Origin of the sequence: Lutibaculum baratangense AMV1, assembly GCF_000496075.1 — a bacterium.
GTDB lineage: Bacteria > Pseudomonadota > Alphaproteobacteria > Rhizobiales > Tepidamorphaceae > Lutibaculum > Lutibaculum baratangense.
In genome coordinates this window covers 337,900-354,520 of sequence record NZ_AWXZ01000040.1, presented here as the reverse complement: position 1 = coordinate 354,520, position 16,621 = coordinate 337,900, and the positions used below count along the sequence as shown (strand labels likewise).

Annotated in this window: 16 protein-coding genes and 1 tRNA gene; 5 read left to right on the top strand and 12 right to left on the bottom strand. The window is 68.9% G+C overall.

Translation table 11 applies throughout. The annotated features are described in order from the left end of the window. The 3 genes from rpiA to N177_RS19420 all read right to left on the bottom strand — a co-directional run bounded on the left by rpiA (position 1) and on the right by N177_RS19420 (position 3,816). Positions 1-696 (bottom strand): ribose-5-phosphate isomerase RpiA, encoded by a 696-nt coding sequence (rpiA, locus tag N177_RS19430; protein WP_023434136.1) that lies wholly within the window; start codon positions 694-696, stop codon positions 1-3. 14 nt (positions 697-710) lie between these two features. Continuing rightward, positions 711-2,180, bottom strand: coding sequence for an NAD-dependent succinate-semialdehyde dehydrogenase (locus N177_RS19425; protein WP_023434135.1), 1,470 nt, complete (start codon positions 2,178-2,180; stop codon positions 711-713). Between the two features lie 136 nt (positions 2,181-2,316). Further along, entirely contained in the window at positions 2,317-3,816 is a 1,500-nt protein-coding gene (locus N177_RS19420; protein ID WP_023434134.1) for a hypothetical protein, read from the bottom strand. A 207-nt stretch (positions 3,817-4,023) separates the two neighbouring features. Here N177_RS19420 and N177_RS19415 point away from each other — a divergent pair, with 207 nt between their 5' ends. Next, positions 4,024-4,710 (top strand): HAD-IA family hydrolase, encoded by a 687-nt coding sequence (locus N177_RS19415; protein WP_023434133.1) that lies wholly within the window; start codon positions 4,024-4,026, stop codon positions 4,708-4,710. Between the two features lie 60 nt (positions 4,711-4,770). Beyond that, positions 4,771-4,846 (top strand) — tRNA-Val (locus tag N177_RS19410). Between the two features lie 242 nt (positions 4,847-5,088). On the opposite strand, the gene N177_RS19405 is transcribed toward N177_RS19410, so the two are convergent. Both N177_RS19405 and otsB read right to left on the bottom strand, forming a co-directional pair. Further along, positions 5,089-6,633: a TadE/TadG family type IV pilus assembly protein gene (locus N177_RS19405; RefSeq protein ID WP_023434132.1), complete on the bottom strand. Its 1,545-nt coding sequence runs from the start codon at positions 6,631-6,633 to the stop codon at positions 5,089-5,091. A gap of 78 nt (positions 6,634-6,711) precedes the next feature. Beyond that, on the bottom strand, positions 6,712-7,467 hold the full coding sequence (gene otsB / locus N177_RS19400) for a trehalose-phosphatase (protein ID WP_023434131.1): 756 nt from the start codon (positions 7,465-7,467) through the stop codon (positions 6,712-6,714). Between the two features lie 232 nt (positions 7,468-7,699). Here otsB and N177_RS19395 point away from each other — a divergent pair, with 232 nt between their 5' ends. After that, complete coding sequence (locus tag N177_RS19395; protein WP_023434130.1) at positions 7,700-8,272, top strand: L,D-transpeptidase; 573 nt, start codon at positions 7,700-7,702, stop codon at positions 8,270-8,272. A gap of 104 nt (positions 8,273-8,376) precedes the next feature. On the opposite strand, the gene N177_RS19390 is transcribed toward N177_RS19395, so the two are convergent. Next, positions 8,377-8,745 (bottom strand): gamma-butyrobetaine hydroxylase family protein, encoded by a 369-nt coding sequence (locus N177_RS19390; RefSeq protein ID WP_023434129.1) that lies wholly within the window; start codon positions 8,743-8,745, stop codon positions 8,377-8,379. A 75-nt stretch (positions 8,746-8,820) separates the two neighbouring features. Then, positions 8,821-9,072, bottom strand: a complete 252-nt coding sequence (locus tag N177_RS21775; protein WP_023434128.1) for a hypothetical protein — start codon at positions 9,070-9,072, stop codon at positions 8,821-8,823. A 93-nt stretch (positions 9,073-9,165) separates the two neighbouring features. On the opposite strand from N177_RS21775, the gene N177_RS21770 reads away from it, so the two are divergent. Further along, positions 9,166-9,465 carry a DUF3144 domain-containing protein gene (locus N177_RS21770; protein WP_023434127.1) on the top strand — a complete coding sequence of 100 codons (300 nt, stop codon included), beginning with the start codon at positions 9,166-9,168 and terminating at the stop codon, positions 9,463-9,465. Positions 9,466-9,496: 31 nt separating this feature from the next. On the opposite strand, the gene N177_RS20815 is transcribed toward N177_RS21770, so the two are convergent. Together N177_RS20815 and N177_RS19370 are read right to left on the bottom strand one after the other, a co-directional pair. After that, positions 9,497-10,120: a DUF3306 domain-containing protein gene (locus N177_RS20815; protein WP_023434126.1), complete on the bottom strand. Its 624-nt coding sequence runs from the start codon at positions 10,118-10,120 to the stop codon at positions 9,497-9,499. Then, positions 10,113-10,646 (bottom strand): DUF3305 domain-containing protein, encoded by a 534-nt coding sequence (locus tag N177_RS19370; protein WP_023434125.1) that lies wholly within the window; start codon positions 10,644-10,646, stop codon positions 10,113-10,115. The genes N177_RS20815 and N177_RS19370 overlap by 8 nt, the downstream gene beginning before the upstream one ends. Before the next feature lie 141 nt (positions 10,647-10,787). Here N177_RS19370 and N177_RS19365 point away from each other — a divergent pair, with 141 nt between their 5' ends. Further along, entirely contained in the window at positions 10,788-12,854 is a 2,067-nt protein-coding gene (locus tag N177_RS19365) for a 4Fe-4S binding protein (RefSeq protein WP_023434124.1), read from the top strand. Positions 12,855-12,871: 17 nt separating this feature from the next. On the opposite strand, the gene N177_RS19360 is transcribed toward N177_RS19365, so the two are convergent. The 3 genes from N177_RS19360 to N177_RS19350 form a co-directional block, all read right to left on the bottom strand. Continuing rightward, a complete protein-coding gene (locus N177_RS19360) occupies positions 12,872-13,699 on the bottom strand; it encodes an inositol monophosphatase family protein (protein ID WP_023434123.1) in 828 nt (275 codons plus the stop codon). Then, positions 13,696-14,562 (bottom strand): diacylglycerol/lipid kinase family protein, encoded by an 867-nt coding sequence (locus tag N177_RS19355; protein WP_040486187.1) that lies wholly within the window; start codon positions 14,560-14,562, stop codon positions 13,696-13,698. The genes N177_RS19360 and N177_RS19355 overlap by 4 nt, the downstream gene beginning before the upstream one ends. An 87-nt stretch (positions 14,563-14,649) precedes the next feature. Continuing rightward, positions 14,650-16,614, bottom strand: a complete 1,965-nt coding sequence (locus N177_RS19350) for a putative bifunctional diguanylate cyclase/phosphodiesterase (RefSeq protein WP_023434121.1) — start codon at positions 16,612-16,614, stop codon at positions 14,650-14,652. Between the last annotated feature and the right edge of the window lie 7 nt (positions 16,615-16,621).

The following is a 16,621-nucleotide window of genomic DNA, read 5'->3' as shown; positions in this document are numbered from 1 at the left end:
TCAGAGCTGACCGAGGATCTCTTCGCCGTCTGGAGCCGCGATGACGGCTCCGGAGCAGAGGCCGATGAACAGGCCGTGCTCGACGACGCCCGGAATCTTCGACAGGTCCGCCGCGAGCCGTTCCGGCTCGTCGATGGCCCCGAGCTTCAGGTCGAAGATGTAGTTGCCATTGTCCGTCACGAAGGGATCGTTGCCCTTCTGCCTGAGTTCGAGCGACGTGCTCAAGCCCCGGGCCCCGAGGAGCGACACGATTGCGCGGCGGGTGGCCGCGAGGCCGAACGGCACGACCTCGACCGGCAGGGGGAACCTGCCGAGCGTCCCGACATGCTTGCTCTCGTCGGCGATCACGATCATCCGGGTCGAGGCCGAGGCGACGATCTTCTCGCGCAGCAGCGCCCCGCCGCCGCCCTTGATCAGGCGGAGCTGGCTGTCGATCTCGTCCGCGCCGTCGACCGTGAGGTCGAGCGCCGGCTCGTGTTCGAGCGTGGTGATCGGCACCCCCACCTCCTGGGCGAGGTTGCGGGTCGCCTCCGAGGTCGGAACGCAGACCACTTCGAGGCTTTCCGCCGCGATCCGCTCTCCGAGCAGGCGCACGAAGTGCTCGGCGGTCGATCCGGTGCCGAGGCCGAGCTTCATGCCGGGCCGCACGGCCTGGAGGGCGCGCTTCGCCGCCCTCCGCTTCAATTCATCCGACAAGAGGTTTTCCTTGTTCAGCGGTCGAGGCCGCCCATGAGCATGTACTTCACCTCGACGAACTCATCCATGCCGTAATGGGATCCCTCGCGGCCGATGCCGCTCTCCTTCACGCCGCCGAACGGGGCGACCTCGGTGGAGATGAGCCCCTCGTTGATGCCGACGATGCCGTATTCGAGCGCCTCGGCGACGCGCCAGCAGCGGCCGATGTCGCGCGAATAGAAATACGATGCGAGCCCGAACTGCGTCGCATTCGCGAGCTCGATCGCCTCCTCCTCGGTCTCGAAGCGGAAGAGCGGCGCGACCGGCCCGAAGGTCTCCTCCCGCGTCACCACCATCTCCGGCGTCACGTCCGTCAGAACGGTCGGCTGGAAGAAGCTGTGCCCGAGATCGCTGCGCTTGCCGCCGAGCACGACCTTCGCGCCCTTCGACGTCGCATCGGAGATGTGCTCCTCGACCTTCTTCACCGCGTCCTCGTTGATCAGCGGGCCCTGCTGGACGTCCTCCTGCGCGCCGTCGCCGACCTTCAGCTTCTTCACCGCCTCGGCGAGCTTGCCCGCGAAGGCCTCGTAGACGCCCGACTGCACGTAGATGCGGTTCGCACAGACGCAAGTCTGGCCCATGTTGCGGAACTTGGACGCGATCGCCCCCTGCACGGCCGCGTCCAGGTCGGCGTCGTCGAAGACGAGGAAGGGGGCGTTGCCGCCGAGCTCGAGCGCGACCTTTTTCACGGTGGAGGCCGACTGCTCCATCAGCTTCTTGCCGACCTCCGTCGAGCCCGTGAAGGTGATGAGCTTGACGATCGGGTTCGAGGTCATCTCGGCGCCGATCTCGCTCGACTTGCCGGTGATGACGCTGAACACGCCCTCGGGGATCCCGGCCCGATGGGCGAGCTCCGCCAGCGCGAGCGCCGTCAGCGGCGTCTCAGTCGCCGGCTTCACCACCATGGTGCAGCCCGCCGCCAGCGCCGGCCCGGCCTTCCGGGTGATCATCGCGGCCGGGAAGTTCCAGGGCGTGATGGCGCAGGTCACGCCGATCGGCTGCTTGCCGACGACGATCCGGGCATCCGCCTTGTGGCTCGGGATCGTGTCGCCGTAGATGCGCTTGGCCTCCTCGGCGAAGAACTCGACGAAGTTCGCGGCATAGTCGATCTCGCCGCGCGATTCGGTCAGGGGCTTGCCCTGCTCCGACGTCATGATGAAGGCGAGGTCCTCCTTGTTCTCCATCATGAGCTCGTACCACCGGCGCAGGATCTTCGAGCGCTCCTTGGCGGTCTTCTTCGCCCACGGTTTGAAGGCCTTCTCGGCCGCTTCGATGGCCTCGCGCGCCTCGGCGCCCCCGAAACGCGGCACGCTCGCCAGCGTCTCGCCGGTCGCCGGGTTCGTGACGGCGATCTCGCCCTCGCCCACCCATCGGCCGTTCACGTAGCACTGGCTCTTGAGAAGGCTCGCGTCCTTCAGTCTCGAGATGCTGCTCCAAGCGTCCATCGATCGTCTCCTCGCATCAAGTCGTGGGCCGAAGCCTTACCGCAGTGATCTAACGCCGCCACCGGTCTCGCGCCAGCCGATCGCCGGAACATCGATCCGGCACGCGCCGGATGCCGGGCCGAGATCGGCTCGCGGCCTAGCCGCCTTCCCCGTCCGCTCCCGGCTCGCCCTGCCGGCGCCCGGGACGCTGTGGTGGGTTCGGGCGCGGGCGGCGCTCCCCCTCGCGGGCCGGCGGCACGGGCCTGCTCCCCGCGCCGAAGCCGCCGCGCCCCATCTCCTCCTCCAGCGCGCTGCGCAGGTCGTCCGCGAGCAGCGCCAGCTCGTCCAGATCGTCGCTCTGGCCGCGGCGGCGGTCCTGCACCGGCGCGCGCCGCGAGGGCTCTTCCGCCTCCTGGCTGCCGTAGGACTGGCTCGGCACGTAGCGGCGCAGGGTGGGGTCCTCCATCTCCTCGGCGAAGCTGCGCGCATCTTCCGGCTCCACCGGCGCCGCCGTCTTCGGCTGCTCGTCGAAGCTGTATGCCTCCTCCGCCGAAGGCAGGGCGTCTCGACCGGAGGCACGCTCCGGCGCCGGGGCAGGCTCGTGCGGCGGCGCCGGAGCGGGCTCGTGCCGCGCCCGTGCCTCCGGTCTGGCAGGCGTGGCCGCCGGCGCGACGGGAGCCTCCTCCGGCTCCGCCTCATCGCGCACCATCCGGGCGGATTGCTGCCGCCGCTGCAATGCCGAGGGCAGCACCATCTCGGAGGCCTCCTCGGTCTCGCTCTGCTTGCGCACCGAGGGTGGCCCGAAACTCGCCGGCCCATCCCGCAGCACCGGCGCTCCGCCGGCAGCGGCGGCCGGCCGGGGCTCCGCCAGGGGATTGAAGCGGCCCGTCGCGCTCGCCCAGAGGCCGAGCCCGGCGAAGAGCAGCAGGAAGGTGCCCATCCCGTAGAACTGGAGCACGTCGAAGGCCTCGGGCGGCACCGCGATGCCGCCGCCGCCGAGCCTGAGGCCGGTCCGGTCGACCTCCGGCAGCGTCAGCCGCGTCGCCACGATGACGATGAGCGGGAGCAGGAACGGAAGCACCATGGCGGCCAGTCCGCCATAGCGTCCCCAGGCGCCCGAGGGTCGGCCGGACAGCTCGCGCCACAGCGCCCCGGCCGCCGCCAGCGGCACCGCGTAGAGAGCAAGCAGCACGACCGCCAGGGCCCGCAACGCGAGCACCGTGCCGTCCGCGCCTCTCCCCGCATCCGCCCCCAGCGCGTCGAAGGCCCTGGCGAAGCCGGCGATCACGTCCGGCACCTGGTAGAGCGACACGCTCTCGTCGCCCATGCGGTAGACGCCCGCCAGCCCGGCCAGCAGGACGAGCAGCGCCGCGAGGATCACCGGCCGATCGAGCAACGCCCGCACCGTCGGCTGGCGGCTCGCCCGCGCAAGGAGCGAGCCCTGGTCCGGCCCCGCCCTCTCCTTGTCTTTCGGCGGAGTGAGCAGGAACACCATCTCGGCGCGGGCGCCGGCCGGCTCGAAGTCGACGAGGTCGCCCTTGCGCGGCGGACGCTGCTCCCGCCAGGCGGTGGGCGCGAACGCATACCGCCTGCCGTCCTCGCCCCGCACGACGCTGACCCCGGCTCCGGCATCATAGCCCAGGACACTTCCACGCATGCTTCGTCGCTTCTTCCCTGTCGTCCGGTCTCACGCCCTAGCACGGCTCCCGCCGCCTGCTCCATATGCAAGGCCTGTGCACCGCAATCTCGTCCGGAAGAAGGACGCCGCCACGCGCCGCCCGACATGGACGCTCCCCCGCGCAAAGGCTCTGTGGTAAGCGGTCGCGCGATGCCAGAAGCCAAGTACTCGGAAAGTGAGTGTGCCATGCCGGCTGCCACCGTCGTCTTCGATCTCGACGGCACGCTCGTCGACACCGCGCCCGACCTCCTCGCCACGCTCGATGTCGTGCTGGAGGAAGCGGGCTTCGGCCGGCCGCACCGCCCCCACGACATCGGGATCATCGGCCGCGGCTCGAAGGCGATGATCGCGCAGGCGCTCGAGCCGCACGGAGTGTCGCCCGAAGACCCCCGCATCGAGCCGATGCATCTGAGGTTCCTCCAGCATTACGAGCGGAACATCGCCGTGGGCTCCGCGCCGTATCCGGGCTGCCTGGAGGCTCTCGACAGGCTCGCGTCCGCCGGCGTGACCCTCGCGGTATGCACGAACAAGCTCGAGGGCCTGTCGCGGCGGCTCCTCGACGCGTTGGGCCTCGCCGATCGCTTCGCCGCGATCGTCGGCGCCGACACGCTGGGCGTCAGGAAGCCCGACGCCGGCCACGTGCTCGGCACGATCGCCCGCGCCGGCGGCGATCCCGCCCGCGCGGTCATGGTCGGCGACAGCCGCTACGACATCCTGGGCGCCCAGAACGCGGGCGTGCCGGTCGTCGCGTTCGACTTCGGCTACACCGAGACACCGGTCGAGGCGTTCGATCCCGACAGGGTGATCTCGCACTACGACGAGCTGTGGGACGCGGTGGCGCCTTATCTGAGGCTTGAGGAAGAAAAGGCGTGAGCGGCGCGACCTGCGGCTTGACTTGCCCCCCGGCCGCCCCTTAAATCCGCGCGATCCCGTGGGCGGTTAGCTCAGTTGGTAGAGCACAGTGTTCACATCGCTGGGGTCACTGGTTCGAGTCCAGTACCGCCCACCATCTCCCCCGTGGCCCACCCGATCGTCGCCGTCATCTGCGTCGTGTTCGCGTGACGGCGTGAGGCAACGGTCCCGCCGGGGCGGCGGGCACGGGCGGGACCGTCGGCGGACGGCTTCCAGGCCGTCTACGCTTTGGGGGCCTTGACGCCCCGACTCCATCCTGGCTCGCCCCGCCTTTCGCGAAGCTGCTCTCCGGATTTCAACTTCTTCATCCAGCGCGGCCTGGTTCCGCAACCCTCGCGCTCACTGCGAGATGCGCAGCTCGCCCAGCGTGCCCGCGATCTTCGCGAACGTGTCGGAGAGCTCGCTCGTCGTCTGCGCGGTGAAGGCAGCGTCCGTGGCCGAGGCGCAGCCCCGCAGCATGTTCACGGTCGTCGCGTCGTCGATGGCGAAGGCGATCGTGAAGACCTTGATCCCGGCCGCCTTCACGTTGTTGCAGGCCTGAAGCGTGTACTCGTTCATCTTCTGGACCGTGGCACCGTTGTTGTGGTTCGTGCCCATGCGGTTCTCGTTCGCGTAGCCGAAGGCCGTGTAGGCCGACTTCAGCCCCTGGTTGTTGTTCGTCGGAACGGTGTTCGCGCCGTCCGTCATCACGATCATGAACTTCGCGTTGTTCGGCGTGTCGTAAGGCACGCCCTCGGTGAACGGCAGCCCCGGCGACAGAGTGCGCCACCCCCACGTCACGCCCTCGAGGATGTTCGTGTAGCCCTTCGCCTGCATCTTGCCGATCGCCGAGAGGAGATCCGACCTCACATTCGTCAGCGGCGTGATCGGTTCGGAGTCGCAGATGTAGTTCGGACCTCTGATGCTCGCGCCGCTGTTCCCCGTTTTCGACGTGACGCTGCTCGTGTACTTGCAGACCTGCGCCGTGTTCTTCACGTCGTCGCCGGAGCCCTGGAACTGCGATGTGTCCTTCGTGCACGAGCCGCTTTTGTCCGTCATGTAGTTGTTCGTGTAGTCGTCTGTATTGAAGATCCAGACCTTACGGTAGTCGGGCTCGTCCGGCGCGAAGGTCGGCACGAAGAGGGTCGCGGGATCCGAGGCGCTCGGGAGGCTGTCGGTCACGTTGTGCGGCGCGGGCCGCACCTCCACGCATCCAGCCCAGGTGATGTTCGTGAACTTCTTGTAGAGGTCGAACCGGTTGACCTTTCCGGAGAAGATGCCCTGATGCACGGGCGAGATGGCGTTGCGGTCCATCCACGTCGCGTTGGCGTTCTGCGGCCCGACATTCACCGAGCCGGAGAACGGGACGACGGAGATGTTGACCTCGTCGCTGACAGGGTCGTTGCCGAACAGCGTGTTCACGAGATCCTCGGAGGCCTTTCGCAAGGTCAGGATCCGGTCGCCCGCCATCGACCCCGAGTTGTCGAGGACGAGGGCGATCTCGAAGCTGGCGGAGCCGGTCTTGGACTGGGCGCGGGCGGAGATCCCGATCTCGTTGATCTTCAGAAGCTTCAGGAGCGCCGTCTCGACACTCGAGGACGCGACGATATCCACCTGCCTCAATTCCTCGTCGACCGAGACTTCGTCGATGTTCGCCGACAGGCCCTGAAGGTTCGCGTCGACGATGGACTGCGCATACTCCTTCAGCTCCGCCTCGTCCATCTGGCCGATCTGACGGTTGACGGCAAGCACGGCGGTATCCAGTGCCCGCTGGATCTTTTCCTGCTCGGATGTCGCTCGAGCATAGTCTATGGCTGCGCCGACGAGGCCGAATATCGGGATCAGTGCCAGCGCGAAGACCACTATGATGTTGCCGCTGCGGTCCTCACCGAAGCGCCTCGTCAAGGAGCTTATGCGCATTTGGAGCGAGACCTTGCGAACTTCGACGGTCGCTAGGTTTACCCCCACCGGCAAAATAAGATGTTAATCTGATCGTAGACTCTCGCGCAGCGAATCGGCGGCTGCGATCAACCAGCCGTGAACCGCGGGCACGCTGTCGAGGCGGTAGCGGGCGACCGTTTCTCCCTCCCCGACCTTGACGCCGAAGCCCCCGAGCTCCGCGGCGGCGAGCATGGCGTGCTCGTCCGTCACGTCGTCACCGAGATAGACGGGCGTGCGGCCGAGAAAGGGCGGACCGGCCATGAAGCCGCGCACCGCCCCACCCTTGTCGGCGCCGTCGGGCTTCACCTCGATCACCATCTTGCCGTTGAGCGCGTGGAAGCCCTCCTGCCCTCTGAGCGCGTCCTCCACCACCCGGGCGGTCGCCTCTGCGAGCTCGGGCCGCCTCCGGTAGTGCAGCGTGACTGCGGCGCCCTTGTCCTCCATCAGGATCCCCGGGTTCTCCCGCTCGAAGGCGCCGAAGACCTCGCGGAAATGGTCGAGCATCTCGGGCTCCACCGCCGTCTCGACCGGCCCGCCCCCCCTCGTGCGCAACTCGAGGCCGTGCAGGCCGGCAGCGGGGAAGCCCTCCGCGCCGAGGCGCGCGTCTATGTCGGCGATGGCGCGACCCGAGACGACGGCGAGTGCCCCTCCGAGGAGGTCGAAGAGATCGCGCAGGACGGGCAGGAGGTCCGGCGACACGCGCACCGCGTCGGGCGTCTCGGCGATTTCCACCAGCGTGCCGTCGAAGTCGAGAAAGAGCGCCCAGTCGGGCGCCGGCGGGGGCAGGTGGTCATTCATGCGTCAGGTCTCCACGAGCTCGATCGTCCCGCTGTCGCGCCTCCCGCCGGAGTGCAACAACACTGTTACAGGCGTGCAACATATGGCTACGGCCTCTCGTTGCAACGCCGCCAGCCGGGGCCGTTGCTTGATTATTTACTGCCTCTCGCGGACAAAGAGGCGTTGCGCATCGGTCCGCTTTGGGACCGGTCGCGCGCATGTGGCGATGGATCGACCTGAAGGATTCGGGGTTATGAAGCTCGGCTTCCGCCTATTGCTTTGCCTGTTTGCGGGTTTCGTCACGGTGTCGCAGCCGGCGGACGCGATTCAGCTCGACCCCACGACCGGCCGGCCCCTGGAGGACGTGGGCGTGTACAGCTCGCGTCACCAGGCGCCGCGGACCGTCGCCTTCGCCGGAGACCACGGCCCCGGCACGATTGTCGTCGACACCACGGCCAAGGAGCTCTTCCTGGTTCTCGGAGGCGGCAAGGCGCGGCGCTACTCGATCGGCGTCGGCCGCGAGGGCAAGCAGTTCTCCGGGACGTTCAACATCACGCGCAAGGCCGAGTGGCCGGGCTGGACGCCGACGGCGGAAATGCGCGCGGCGCTGCCCACGCTGCCCAACCACATGGAAGGCGGGCCGATGAACCCACTGGGCGCCCGCGCGCTCTATATCGGCTCCACGCTTTACCGGATCCACGGCACGAACGTCTCGTGGAGCGTCGGCCGCGAGATGTCGTCCGGCTGCATCCGCATGACGAACGAGGACGTCATCGACCTCTACGACCGCGTGCCGGTCGGCGCCCGGGTCGTCGTCCAGAGATAACCGTTTCGGGTTCACGCCCTGGGGGCGTCTTGGGGGCGGAAGGCCGGGGTGGCGGGAGCGGCCCCGGCCTTCCCACAATTCGGGCAGGACGTGCGGGCGGCGCGTCACGCGCGCTCGCGGCTCATCCCCTTCTCCTTCAGCTCCTCCAGATACCGGCCCCACAGGCGATCGTGGTCGGCGCCGATGTCGCGGAGATAGTCCCAGGAATAGATGCCCGTCGTGTGCATGTCGTCGAAATTGATTCGGACCGCATAGTTGCCGACAACCTCCACGGACATGATGCCGACGTCCTTCTTGCCCGGCACGGTCTTCCTCTGGTCCGGTGAGTGACCCTGGACCTCCGCGCTCGGGCTCATGACCCGAAGATACTCGGCCGACAGCTCGTACCGGGCGCCATCCTCGAAGGTCACCGTCAGGAGACGCTTGTCCTTCGACACGCGCAACTCGGTCGGCCAGGGGCGGGCATCGGCCATTCTCTTCTCCAGCTCGAGGAATCCTCCCCCTCACATAAGGGCGGGGAGGCACTCCGCTCAAGCCGGGGATGGATTTCAACCGTCGTCGGTATCACCGGAGCGGCGCTCGAGCTCATTCTCGACCGTCTCGCGAGACCCTTCGGCGGGCTCGTCCTGCAGGCGATGCGAAGGCGTCTCCTGCCTCCGCCTCTCGACCGCCCCCTTGCCACCGGCGGCCCCGCGCGGCAGGGAGCGCGCTTCGTCGGACAGGCCGCTCACCGTCTCGGCGATCGATCCTGCCGTCGGGCGCGGGTACGCCCCGTTCGAAATCCCGTCTCGCTCTTGCATCGGGCTTCCTCCGGACGATGTTGCAGGAGACCATTTGAGTTGCGAGGGCAACGGCGCCCTCGTCCCCTCGTTCCGCAACCAGGAGTGACCGACATGAACCGCACCGAACGCCGCGCCGCGCGCAAGGAAGGGGAGCTCGACACCAAGGCGTTCCTCGATGTCGCCAACAAGTTCATCGACCTCGCCAACAGGCAGAACCAGGCCGTCAACGCGACCGACCTGCACATGGCGTTCGTCTACGCCTCGACGCGCTACAGCGCTTACGTCGCGAAGGCGATCCTCGAGGTCGACAACCACGAGGACTTCGTCCAGCACATGGTCAAGCAGTACACCGAGATGCTGCGCCAGCACCTGGCGGACGACGGGCTCAGCACCCCGGCGAACCGATCGTGAGACCGGGAGCGCCGGAAGGGTTCGCCACGAATCAGGCTCGCCCGCCGCTCCCGGCCTCGTCCGATCCGTCTCCCGGCTCTTCGCCGGTCTCCTCCTGCTCCTCCGTCACGTCGGCAGCGGGAGAATCGGCGGCGGCCACCTCGTGCCGGTCGAGCCCGTCCTCGTCCACCGCCTGCACGGTCTCTTCCTGCTCGGCCACCTCCGGCGCCTCGTCCTTCTCGCGGGCGTTGAGGCCGATCTCCTCGTCCGTCAGGAAGCCGCGGCCGATCTTCCAGGCGGTCTTCCCGATCGGGCCGATCCCGTAGACGCGCGTCATGTCCTCGTAGTCGTTGAGCCCGTCGAGATTGGCGAGCACGGGGTCGCTCGTCCACAGCTTGCGCAACGCCCGCCGCTTCACCTCCTTCGGCACGCCGGCCTGCATGAAGATCGTGAAGTCGGACTCCTTCGTCAGGCTCTCGATGTCGATGTCCTCGGCCGGGTGGCGCTCCGGCGGGCTGTCCCCTTCAGGGGGCTCCGTGACCTCGCCGGCGGGCGCCTCCTCCGCGGGAAGCTCCTCGGCGTGCCGCGGCTCCGCTTCGGCCGCCTGTTCCTCCTCGCGCTTCCTCTGCAGCTTGCGCTCGGACCAGCGCGACAGGAAGTTCCGATCCTCAGCCATTGGCGCCTCCGCGTCCCCCGGTCCGGTCGAAGATCGGCTCCTTGCCGAAGAGCTGAGCCTCCTCGCCCGGTGCCTTGTCGCGTTTGCGCTTCTTGAAGGGCTCGGGCTTGTAGTGCCGGTCCGCGAAGTCGGAGACGATCATCGCGACGTGCTCGGGGATCGGCACCGGCTCGACGATCGCGTCGCCCGCCACGAGATAGGCCTCCGCCTCGTAGGGAGACAGCGTCACGAGATGGAGCCGCCACGGGATGGCGCCGGCGGCCGGCACGAGGACCACGAGAACGGAAGGGTTCCGCATCGTGAGATTGTACTTGTAGGCCTCGGCCTCGGTCGGGTGCAGCTCGATGCCGAAACTGCCTGCCCGGAAGGTGGTGACACCGTCGCGTCCCGGCACCTCCTGCCAGTCGGGCCCATCCTCCCTGCCCGGCACGACCGCCACCGGCTTGAATATCTCGTCCGCCCAGCGGCTCAGCGCCGCCCGGCGCTCGACCAGGACGGTGACGGGGATGTGCTCTGCCTTGCTCAACCTGCGCGGCCCTCCTCGGCCGAAACATCTTGCCGCAACATAGGAAGTTTGCGGCCGCGGCTCCATATCCCTAGAATGCCGCGAAGGAGAGAGGCTGGCGTGTTCTGACGAACGCGCCGGACAGGGAAGCAGATCACCGATATGAAGCTGAACGGGCGCAGGATCCTCCTGTGCGACTGCGAGCGCACGATGTCGCTCGACGGCGAAGCCTTGGCCGAGGCTCTGGGCGCGGACGGCACGCCGCGAATTCACACCAATCTCTGCCGCCGCGAGACGGCCGCCTTCGAGCAGGCGCTCGCCGGCGAAGGCTCCGTTCTCGTCGCCTGCACGCAGGAAGCGCCGCTCTTCGGCGAGCTCGCAGAGGAAGCGGGCCACGGCGAGCGCGTCGACTTCACCAACATTCGCGAGAACGCAGGCTGGGGAGAACAGGGCCCTGCGGCGCAGCCGAAGATCGCGGCGCTTCTGGCGGCGGCGGCCTATGCGAGCGAGCCGGCGCCGATCCACACGGCCCGGTCCGAAGGCGTCTGCCTCGTCTACGGCCCCGGCCAGCAGGCGCTCGAGGTCGCCAAGTCGCTCTCGGGACGGCTCTCGGTCAACCTGCTCGTGACGGACGAGGACTTCATCCCGCCCTCCGTCGCCGACGTGCCGATCCACAAGGGCCGCATCTCGCGCCTCACCGGCTCGCTCGGCAGGTTCGAGGTGACGGTCGACGGCTACGCGCCGCTCGTCCCCTCCTCGCGCGCCGAGCCGCTCTTCGCCATGCCGCGCGACGGCGCCAAGGCGCCCTGCGACCTCGTGCTCGACCTCTCGGGCGGCACGCCGCTCGTCCCGGCGCCAGACAAGCGCGACGGGTATTTCCGCGCCGATCCCGACCACCCCGCGGCGGTCGCGCGGGCGATGTTCGAGATCTCCGACTACGTCGGCACGTTCGAGAAGCCGCAATACGTCGCCTATTCCGAGGAGATCTGCGCCCATTCGCGCAGCCGCAAGATCGGCTGCCGCAACTGCCTCGACGTCTGCCCGGCCGGCGCGCTCCAGTCCGATGGCGATCGCATCCTGCTCGACCACGGCACCTGCGCCGGCTGCGGCTCGTGCAGCGCCGTCTGTCCGACGGGCGCGATCAGCTACCGCTATCCCCGGCGGCACGACCTCGTCGCGAAGCTCCAGATCCTCCTCGGCACCTATGCCCGCGCCGGCGGACTGCACCCGGTCGTGCTCTTCCACGAGGACGGGCGCGGCGGTGAGCTGATCTCGGCGATGGCCCGTTTCGGGCGCGGCCTTCCCGCGAATGTCCTGCCCGTGCCGCTCTTCGCCGTCACCGAGCTCGGCCACGACATCCTGGCCGCGACGCTCGCGGCGGGCGCCGAGCGCATCGTCGTCCTCGCGGGGCCCGAGCGGGTCGAGGAGATGCCGCCGCTCGAGGCCCAGGCGGGCCTCGCCGCGAGCTTCCTCTCGGCCTTGGGGCTAGAGGCGGAGACCCCGCGCATCTCGCTCCTCGTCGAGGCGGATCCCTTCGCCGTCGAGGAGGCACTCTTCGCCCTTTCGCCGGCACCGCAGCCCGCCTTCCGCAGCTTCGCCGCCGTCGGCACGAAGCGCGAGATCGCGCGCAGCGCGCTCTCCGCCCTGCACGACGCGGTGACGGACGCGCCCGAGCGGATCGAGCTGCCGGCCGGCGCTCCCTATGGCCGCATCCTCGTCGACACCGAAGGCTGCACGCTCTGCCTCTCCTGCGTCGGCGCCTGCCCGACCGGCGCGATTCTCGACAATCCGGACCGGCCGCAGCTCCGCTTCCAGGAGGCGGCCTGCGTCCAGTGCGGCCTGTGCAAGGAAACGTGCCCGGAGAGCGTCATCTCGCTTCAGCCCCGCTTCGACTTCACGCCGCAGGCGCAGGAGCAGATCGTGCTCTACGAGGAGGAGCCCTTCGAGTGCATCTCCTGCGGCAAGCCGTTCGGCACGAAGAAGTCTATCGAGCGGGTGGTCGAGCGCCTCGCCGGCCACTCGATGTTCCGCTCCGAGGGGCAGCTCGACCTCATCCGCATGTGCGACAACTGCCGGGTCGAGGCACAGTACTCCGTCGCGGGCCCGGCCCCGATGGCCTTCGGCGAACGGCCGCGCGTCCGCACGACGGAAGACTATCTCTCCGAGCGGGAGCGGGATCACGCGAACGGGAGCGGCGGCGCTCGGAAGGTCGACGACTTCCTGAGCTGAGCCACGGAGGCGCGCGCTCAGGCCTCGGCCAGAAGCGCCGCCACCGCCTCCGGCTCGCCGAGCGCCAGGGGGCCGCGCCAGCCGTGCAGGTCGGCCGGGTCGAACCCCTGGAACGGGGCCCAGCCCGCCCCGCCGCCTGAATGCACGGTCCGTCCCGACGCCTGTGCGAGCACGATGCCTCCCGCCACGTCCCAGACATTCGGGGTCGCGAACCACGCGACCTGCATCAGCCCGGCCGCGACGAACGCGCATTCGACCGCGGCGGAGCCGGTCTTGCGGTGGTCCCAGTGCGGCGCGGGCTTCGGGTCCAGGCCAGGCGAGCCCGCGAGGCGCCGCCGGACGGCCGGGTTCGGGTGCAGCTCGAGCACCTCGCTCTCGAACCTCAACCGCCCCCCTTCCCGCGCATGGTAGACGCCCGGCCGCAGCGCATGGCTCGTGGCGCACCAGACCGCGCCCGCGACCGGACGCCCGTGGTGAAGCACCCCCACGGAAGCGGCGAAGAGCGGGAAGCCGTTGACGAAGTTCGTCGTGCCGTCGATCGGATCGACCGCCCAGACGAGGCCCTTCTCGTCCGCCGGCACGTCGTCGAGCTCCTCGCCGAGGATGCCGTGGCCGGGAAAGTCCCGCGCGAGCCGCTCCCGGATGAGCATCTCGGTGCGGTGGTCGACCTCGCTCACGGGATCGCGGAAGATGTCGCCCTCAGGGCCGCCGCCCTTGTAGCGCACCGCCAGCGTTGCGCCGAGCGCGCCCGAGATCTCGGCGCCGGCGAGGGCCGCTAGCTCGGCGGCTGCCCGCTCCAGTGCCTCGAGGCTCTCCTGCGGCAGGAAGCCTGCTCGGTCGGTCATGGCTCCACCCCCGGCACGAGAACTCGGAGAGCGCCTTCCTTCCGGGCGACCCTCACGTCACCTTCGATGCCCTCGTAGACGTCGTCTCCGACATGCATCGCCTCTCCGTCGAGCGTCAGCACGACGCGGTCGGCCTTCGCCTGCCGCACCGGCGCCTCGGAGGCGTCGGGATCCCTCAGCCAGTCGAGCATCGCCTCCCTCGCCTCGAGCGGCACCCAGACGACCGAGAGTCGCCTCTCCGCCGGATCGAATCCCGGAGCGAGCATCAGGTTCGGCCCCACCATCCCGATATTCATGACCTCGACCATCAGCGCCGGCTCCGTCATCGGCTCGCCGTCGATCGTGACGGACGCGCGGACCGTCCTCGGATCGCGAAGCCCGTCGATCAGCCTTCGGCGGCCGACCTCCCTCTTCTCGTCCCTGTCATTCAGCTTGCGCCCGTCGATGCCGACATCGGCGACGAGGCCGACACCGACGGACTCGATGAAGTCCTGCGCGCCCCCCGGCCAGGTGGCGGAGGCCACATGAAGGGGCAGCTCGCACACATCCGCGCCGCTGCCGTTCAGCATGCCTTCGAAGAGGCCGGCGCCGAACAGGCGCGCGAGGTTGTTCGAGCCGCCGGTCGGCAGGATGGCGATCGGCGCTTCGTGCCCCCGTATCCCGCAGGCGACCTTCTCGACGGTGCCGTCCCCGCCCGCGGCCACCACGAGCGGCCATGGCTGCCCCAATTGCTCGCGCCATCCGTCTTCACTGGTCGAGACGTATTCGTGTTGGGCGCCGGCCCGACGCACGCATTCGCGGGCGCGTTCGGCCGGCCAATCGCCTTCACCGGCGGTGGGGTTGTGGAAGAGGAGCGCTTTCATGGCTCATGAAAGGGGGGCAGGCCGGTTGTGGTTCCAGATCCGCGGCCGCCTCTCCCGGCGAAGGGGCGGCTCCGGCGCCGGACGCCGTCACCTTGCCGCGACCAGCCTGCCCTGGTCGCCCGGCAGGGAAAGGCCGGAGGCCACCGCCGCGAGGGGCTGGTGGAGCCGGCCCTCAGACACCAGCTGCGCCGGAAAGAGCGGTCGGGAGAAGTGGAAGCCCTGCGCGAGCCTGATCGATGAGGCCCCGAGGAGGTAGTCGAGTTCCTCCCCCGTCTCCACGCCTTCCGCCACCACCGTCATGCCGAGCGCGCCGGCGAGGGATTCGATCATCCTCAGGATGCTCTGGCTGCGCGGCCGCTGGTGGATGCCCGAGATGAACGATCTGTCGACCTTCAGCTCGTCGGCGGTCACGTCGGCCAATGTCGCGAGCGAGGAATACCCCGTGCCGAAGTCGTCGATCGACACGCTGACGCCCAGGTCCTTCAGCCTTGGCAGCGTCCTCGACTGGAACGTTCCGGAGACGAACGCATCTTCCGTCACCTCGACGACGAAGCGGTCCGGCTGCTTCGCCGCGCCCAGGCGGGCGATCAGGCTCTCCATGAAGCCCGCATCCGCCGTCTGCCGCGCCGACACGTTCACGCTGAAGTGGGTGCCCATGCCGAAATGCGTGTCGAGGAAGGACATCTGGTCCACGACGTCTTCGATGACGAACTCCGCGATGCGGTTCAGAATGCCGAATTCGCCCGCCGCGTCGATGAACGCGCCGGGCTGGTGCACCCGTCCGTCGCCGTCCACCCACCGCACGAGCGCCTCGAAGCCCACGGGGCGCATGGTCGCGAGGTCGATCTTCGGCTGGAACGCGCAGCGGAACTCGCCCTTGCGGACGGCCCGGTGCAGGCGCCGCTCGAGAAGCACCCGTGCTCGCGCAGCGCGCCCCATCTCCTCGTCGAAGCACGCGACCGAGCCCTTGGTCGCACTTTTTGCCTTGTACATCGCGGTGTCGGCGTTCCGGCGAAGCGTGTCGTAGTCGACACCATGCTCGGGATGAAGCGCGATGCCGATCGAGGCGGTGGCCTGGAGCTCGAGACCATCGATGAGGTAGGGGAGACCGAGCTGCGCCTTCAGGCGCTCCGCCATCCGCCAGAGATCGGCGGCGTCCTGAAAGCCTCGGAAGAGGATCACGAACTCGTCGCCGCTGATCCGGCCGACGATGTCGGTCTCGCGGACATTGGCACGGATGCGCCGCGCCACGGCCTGCAGCAGGGCGTCGCCCATGAGGTGGCTGTAGGCGTCGTTCACCTGCTTGAAATCGTCGAGATCGATGAAGGCCAGGGCAAGCGTCTCGCCGTTCCCGGGATCGGAGAGGATGCGCTGCGCCGTATCTTCGATGCAGCTGCGGTTCGGCAGGTTCGTCAGCTGGTCGTGGTTCACGCGGTGGGCGAGCGCGGCCTGGGTGTCCTCCAGGCGCTGCATGAGGCTGCGCAGGCGCTGGCTTTCCACCTCGCTCTGATGTGCGTAGCGGGCCGCGAAGGCGTGAGAGGCGAGAAGCGCGAACTTCCGGGCGAGCGAGACATGGCTGCGGTCGAAGCCCGCCTCTCCCTGCCGTCGCAACAGGATCATCACGCCGCGGCGATTGCGCACGCGCATCGGCAGGTAGAGCGCCGGCTGCTCGGATGAAAGCCCTCCGCCGGGATGGGTCTGCCACTCCTCGAACCCGCTATTGTCGAATGTCGCCGCCACACGCCCGTCGAGGACCTTCCGGAAGAAGCGGCCGACCGTCCAGAGCGTGTCGCAGAGGGCCGCCGGCTCCGCCGCGACACATTCCAGGTCCCCGCCCCCCGTCTCCCGTTCCGCCAGGACGACCGCCTGCGAAAAGGCGAAGACGTCGCGCAAGGCGCCGAACACGCCGGCAAAGTGCTCCCCTTCCTCCTCGCAGAGCAGCGCCTCCAGGGCGTCGATCAACAGCGTCGCGTGCGCATTGTCCGTGCGCAGCCGGTCGATCTGCCGCTCCATGGCGACGAGTGTTTCGCGGAGTTCCTCGGAGCTTCCCATGAACCGG

What these genes read in the sequence shown, in the direction of transcription:
- N177_RS19365 (WP_023434124.1), top strand. Translation starts at nt 10,788, where the DNA reads ATGAAGCTGAACGGGCGCAGGATCCTCCTGTGCGACTGCGAGCGCACG.
- N177_RS20815 (WP_023434126.1), bottom strand. Translation starts at nt 10,120, where the DNA reads ATGGCTGAGGATCGGAACTTCCTGTCGCGCTGGTCCGAGCGCAAGCTG.
- N177_RS19390 (WP_023434129.1), bottom strand. Translation starts at nt 8,745, where the DNA reads ATGGCCGATGCCCGCCCCTGGCCGACCGAGTTGCGCGTGTCGAAGGAC.
- N177_RS19350 (WP_023434121.1), bottom strand. Translation starts at nt 16,614, where the DNA reads ATGGGAAGCTCCGAGGAACTCCGCGAAACACTCGTCGCCATGGAGCGG.
- N177_RS19415 (WP_023434133.1), top strand. Translation starts at nt 4,024, where the DNA reads ATGCCGGCTGCCACCGTCGTCTTCGATCTCGACGGCACGCTCGTCGAC.
- N177_RS19360 (WP_023434123.1), bottom strand. Translation starts at nt 13,699, where the DNA reads ATGACCGACCGAGCAGGCTTCCTGCCGCAGGAGAGCCTCGAGGCACTG.
- otsB (WP_023434131.1), bottom strand. Translation starts at nt 7,467, where the DNA reads ATGAATGACCACCTGCCCCCGCCGGCGCCCGACTGGGCGCTCTTTCTC.
- N177_RS21770 (WP_023434127.1), top strand. Translation starts at nt 9,166, where the DNA reads ATGAACCGCACCGAACGCCGCGCCGCGCGCAAGGAAGGGGAGCTCGAC.
- N177_RS21775 (WP_023434128.1), bottom strand. Translation starts at nt 9,072, where the DNA reads ATGCAAGAGCGAGACGGGATTTCGAACGGGGCGTACCCGCGCCCGACG.
- N177_RS19355 (WP_040486187.1), bottom strand. Translation starts at nt 14,562, where the DNA reads ATGAAAGCGCTCCTCTTCCACAACCCCACCGCCGGTGAAGGCGATTGG.
- N177_RS19395 (WP_023434130.1), top strand. Translation starts at nt 7,700, where the DNA reads ATGAAGCTCGGCTTCCGCCTATTGCTTTGCCTGTTTGCGGGTTTCGTC.
- N177_RS19425 (WP_023434135.1), bottom strand. Translation starts at nt 2,180, where the DNA reads ATGGACGCTTGGAGCAGCATCTCGAGACTGAAGGACGCGAGCCTTCTC.
- N177_RS19420 (WP_023434134.1), bottom strand. Translation starts at nt 3,816, where the DNA reads ATGCGTGGAAGTGTCCTGGGCTATGATGCCGGAGCCGGGGTCAGCGTC.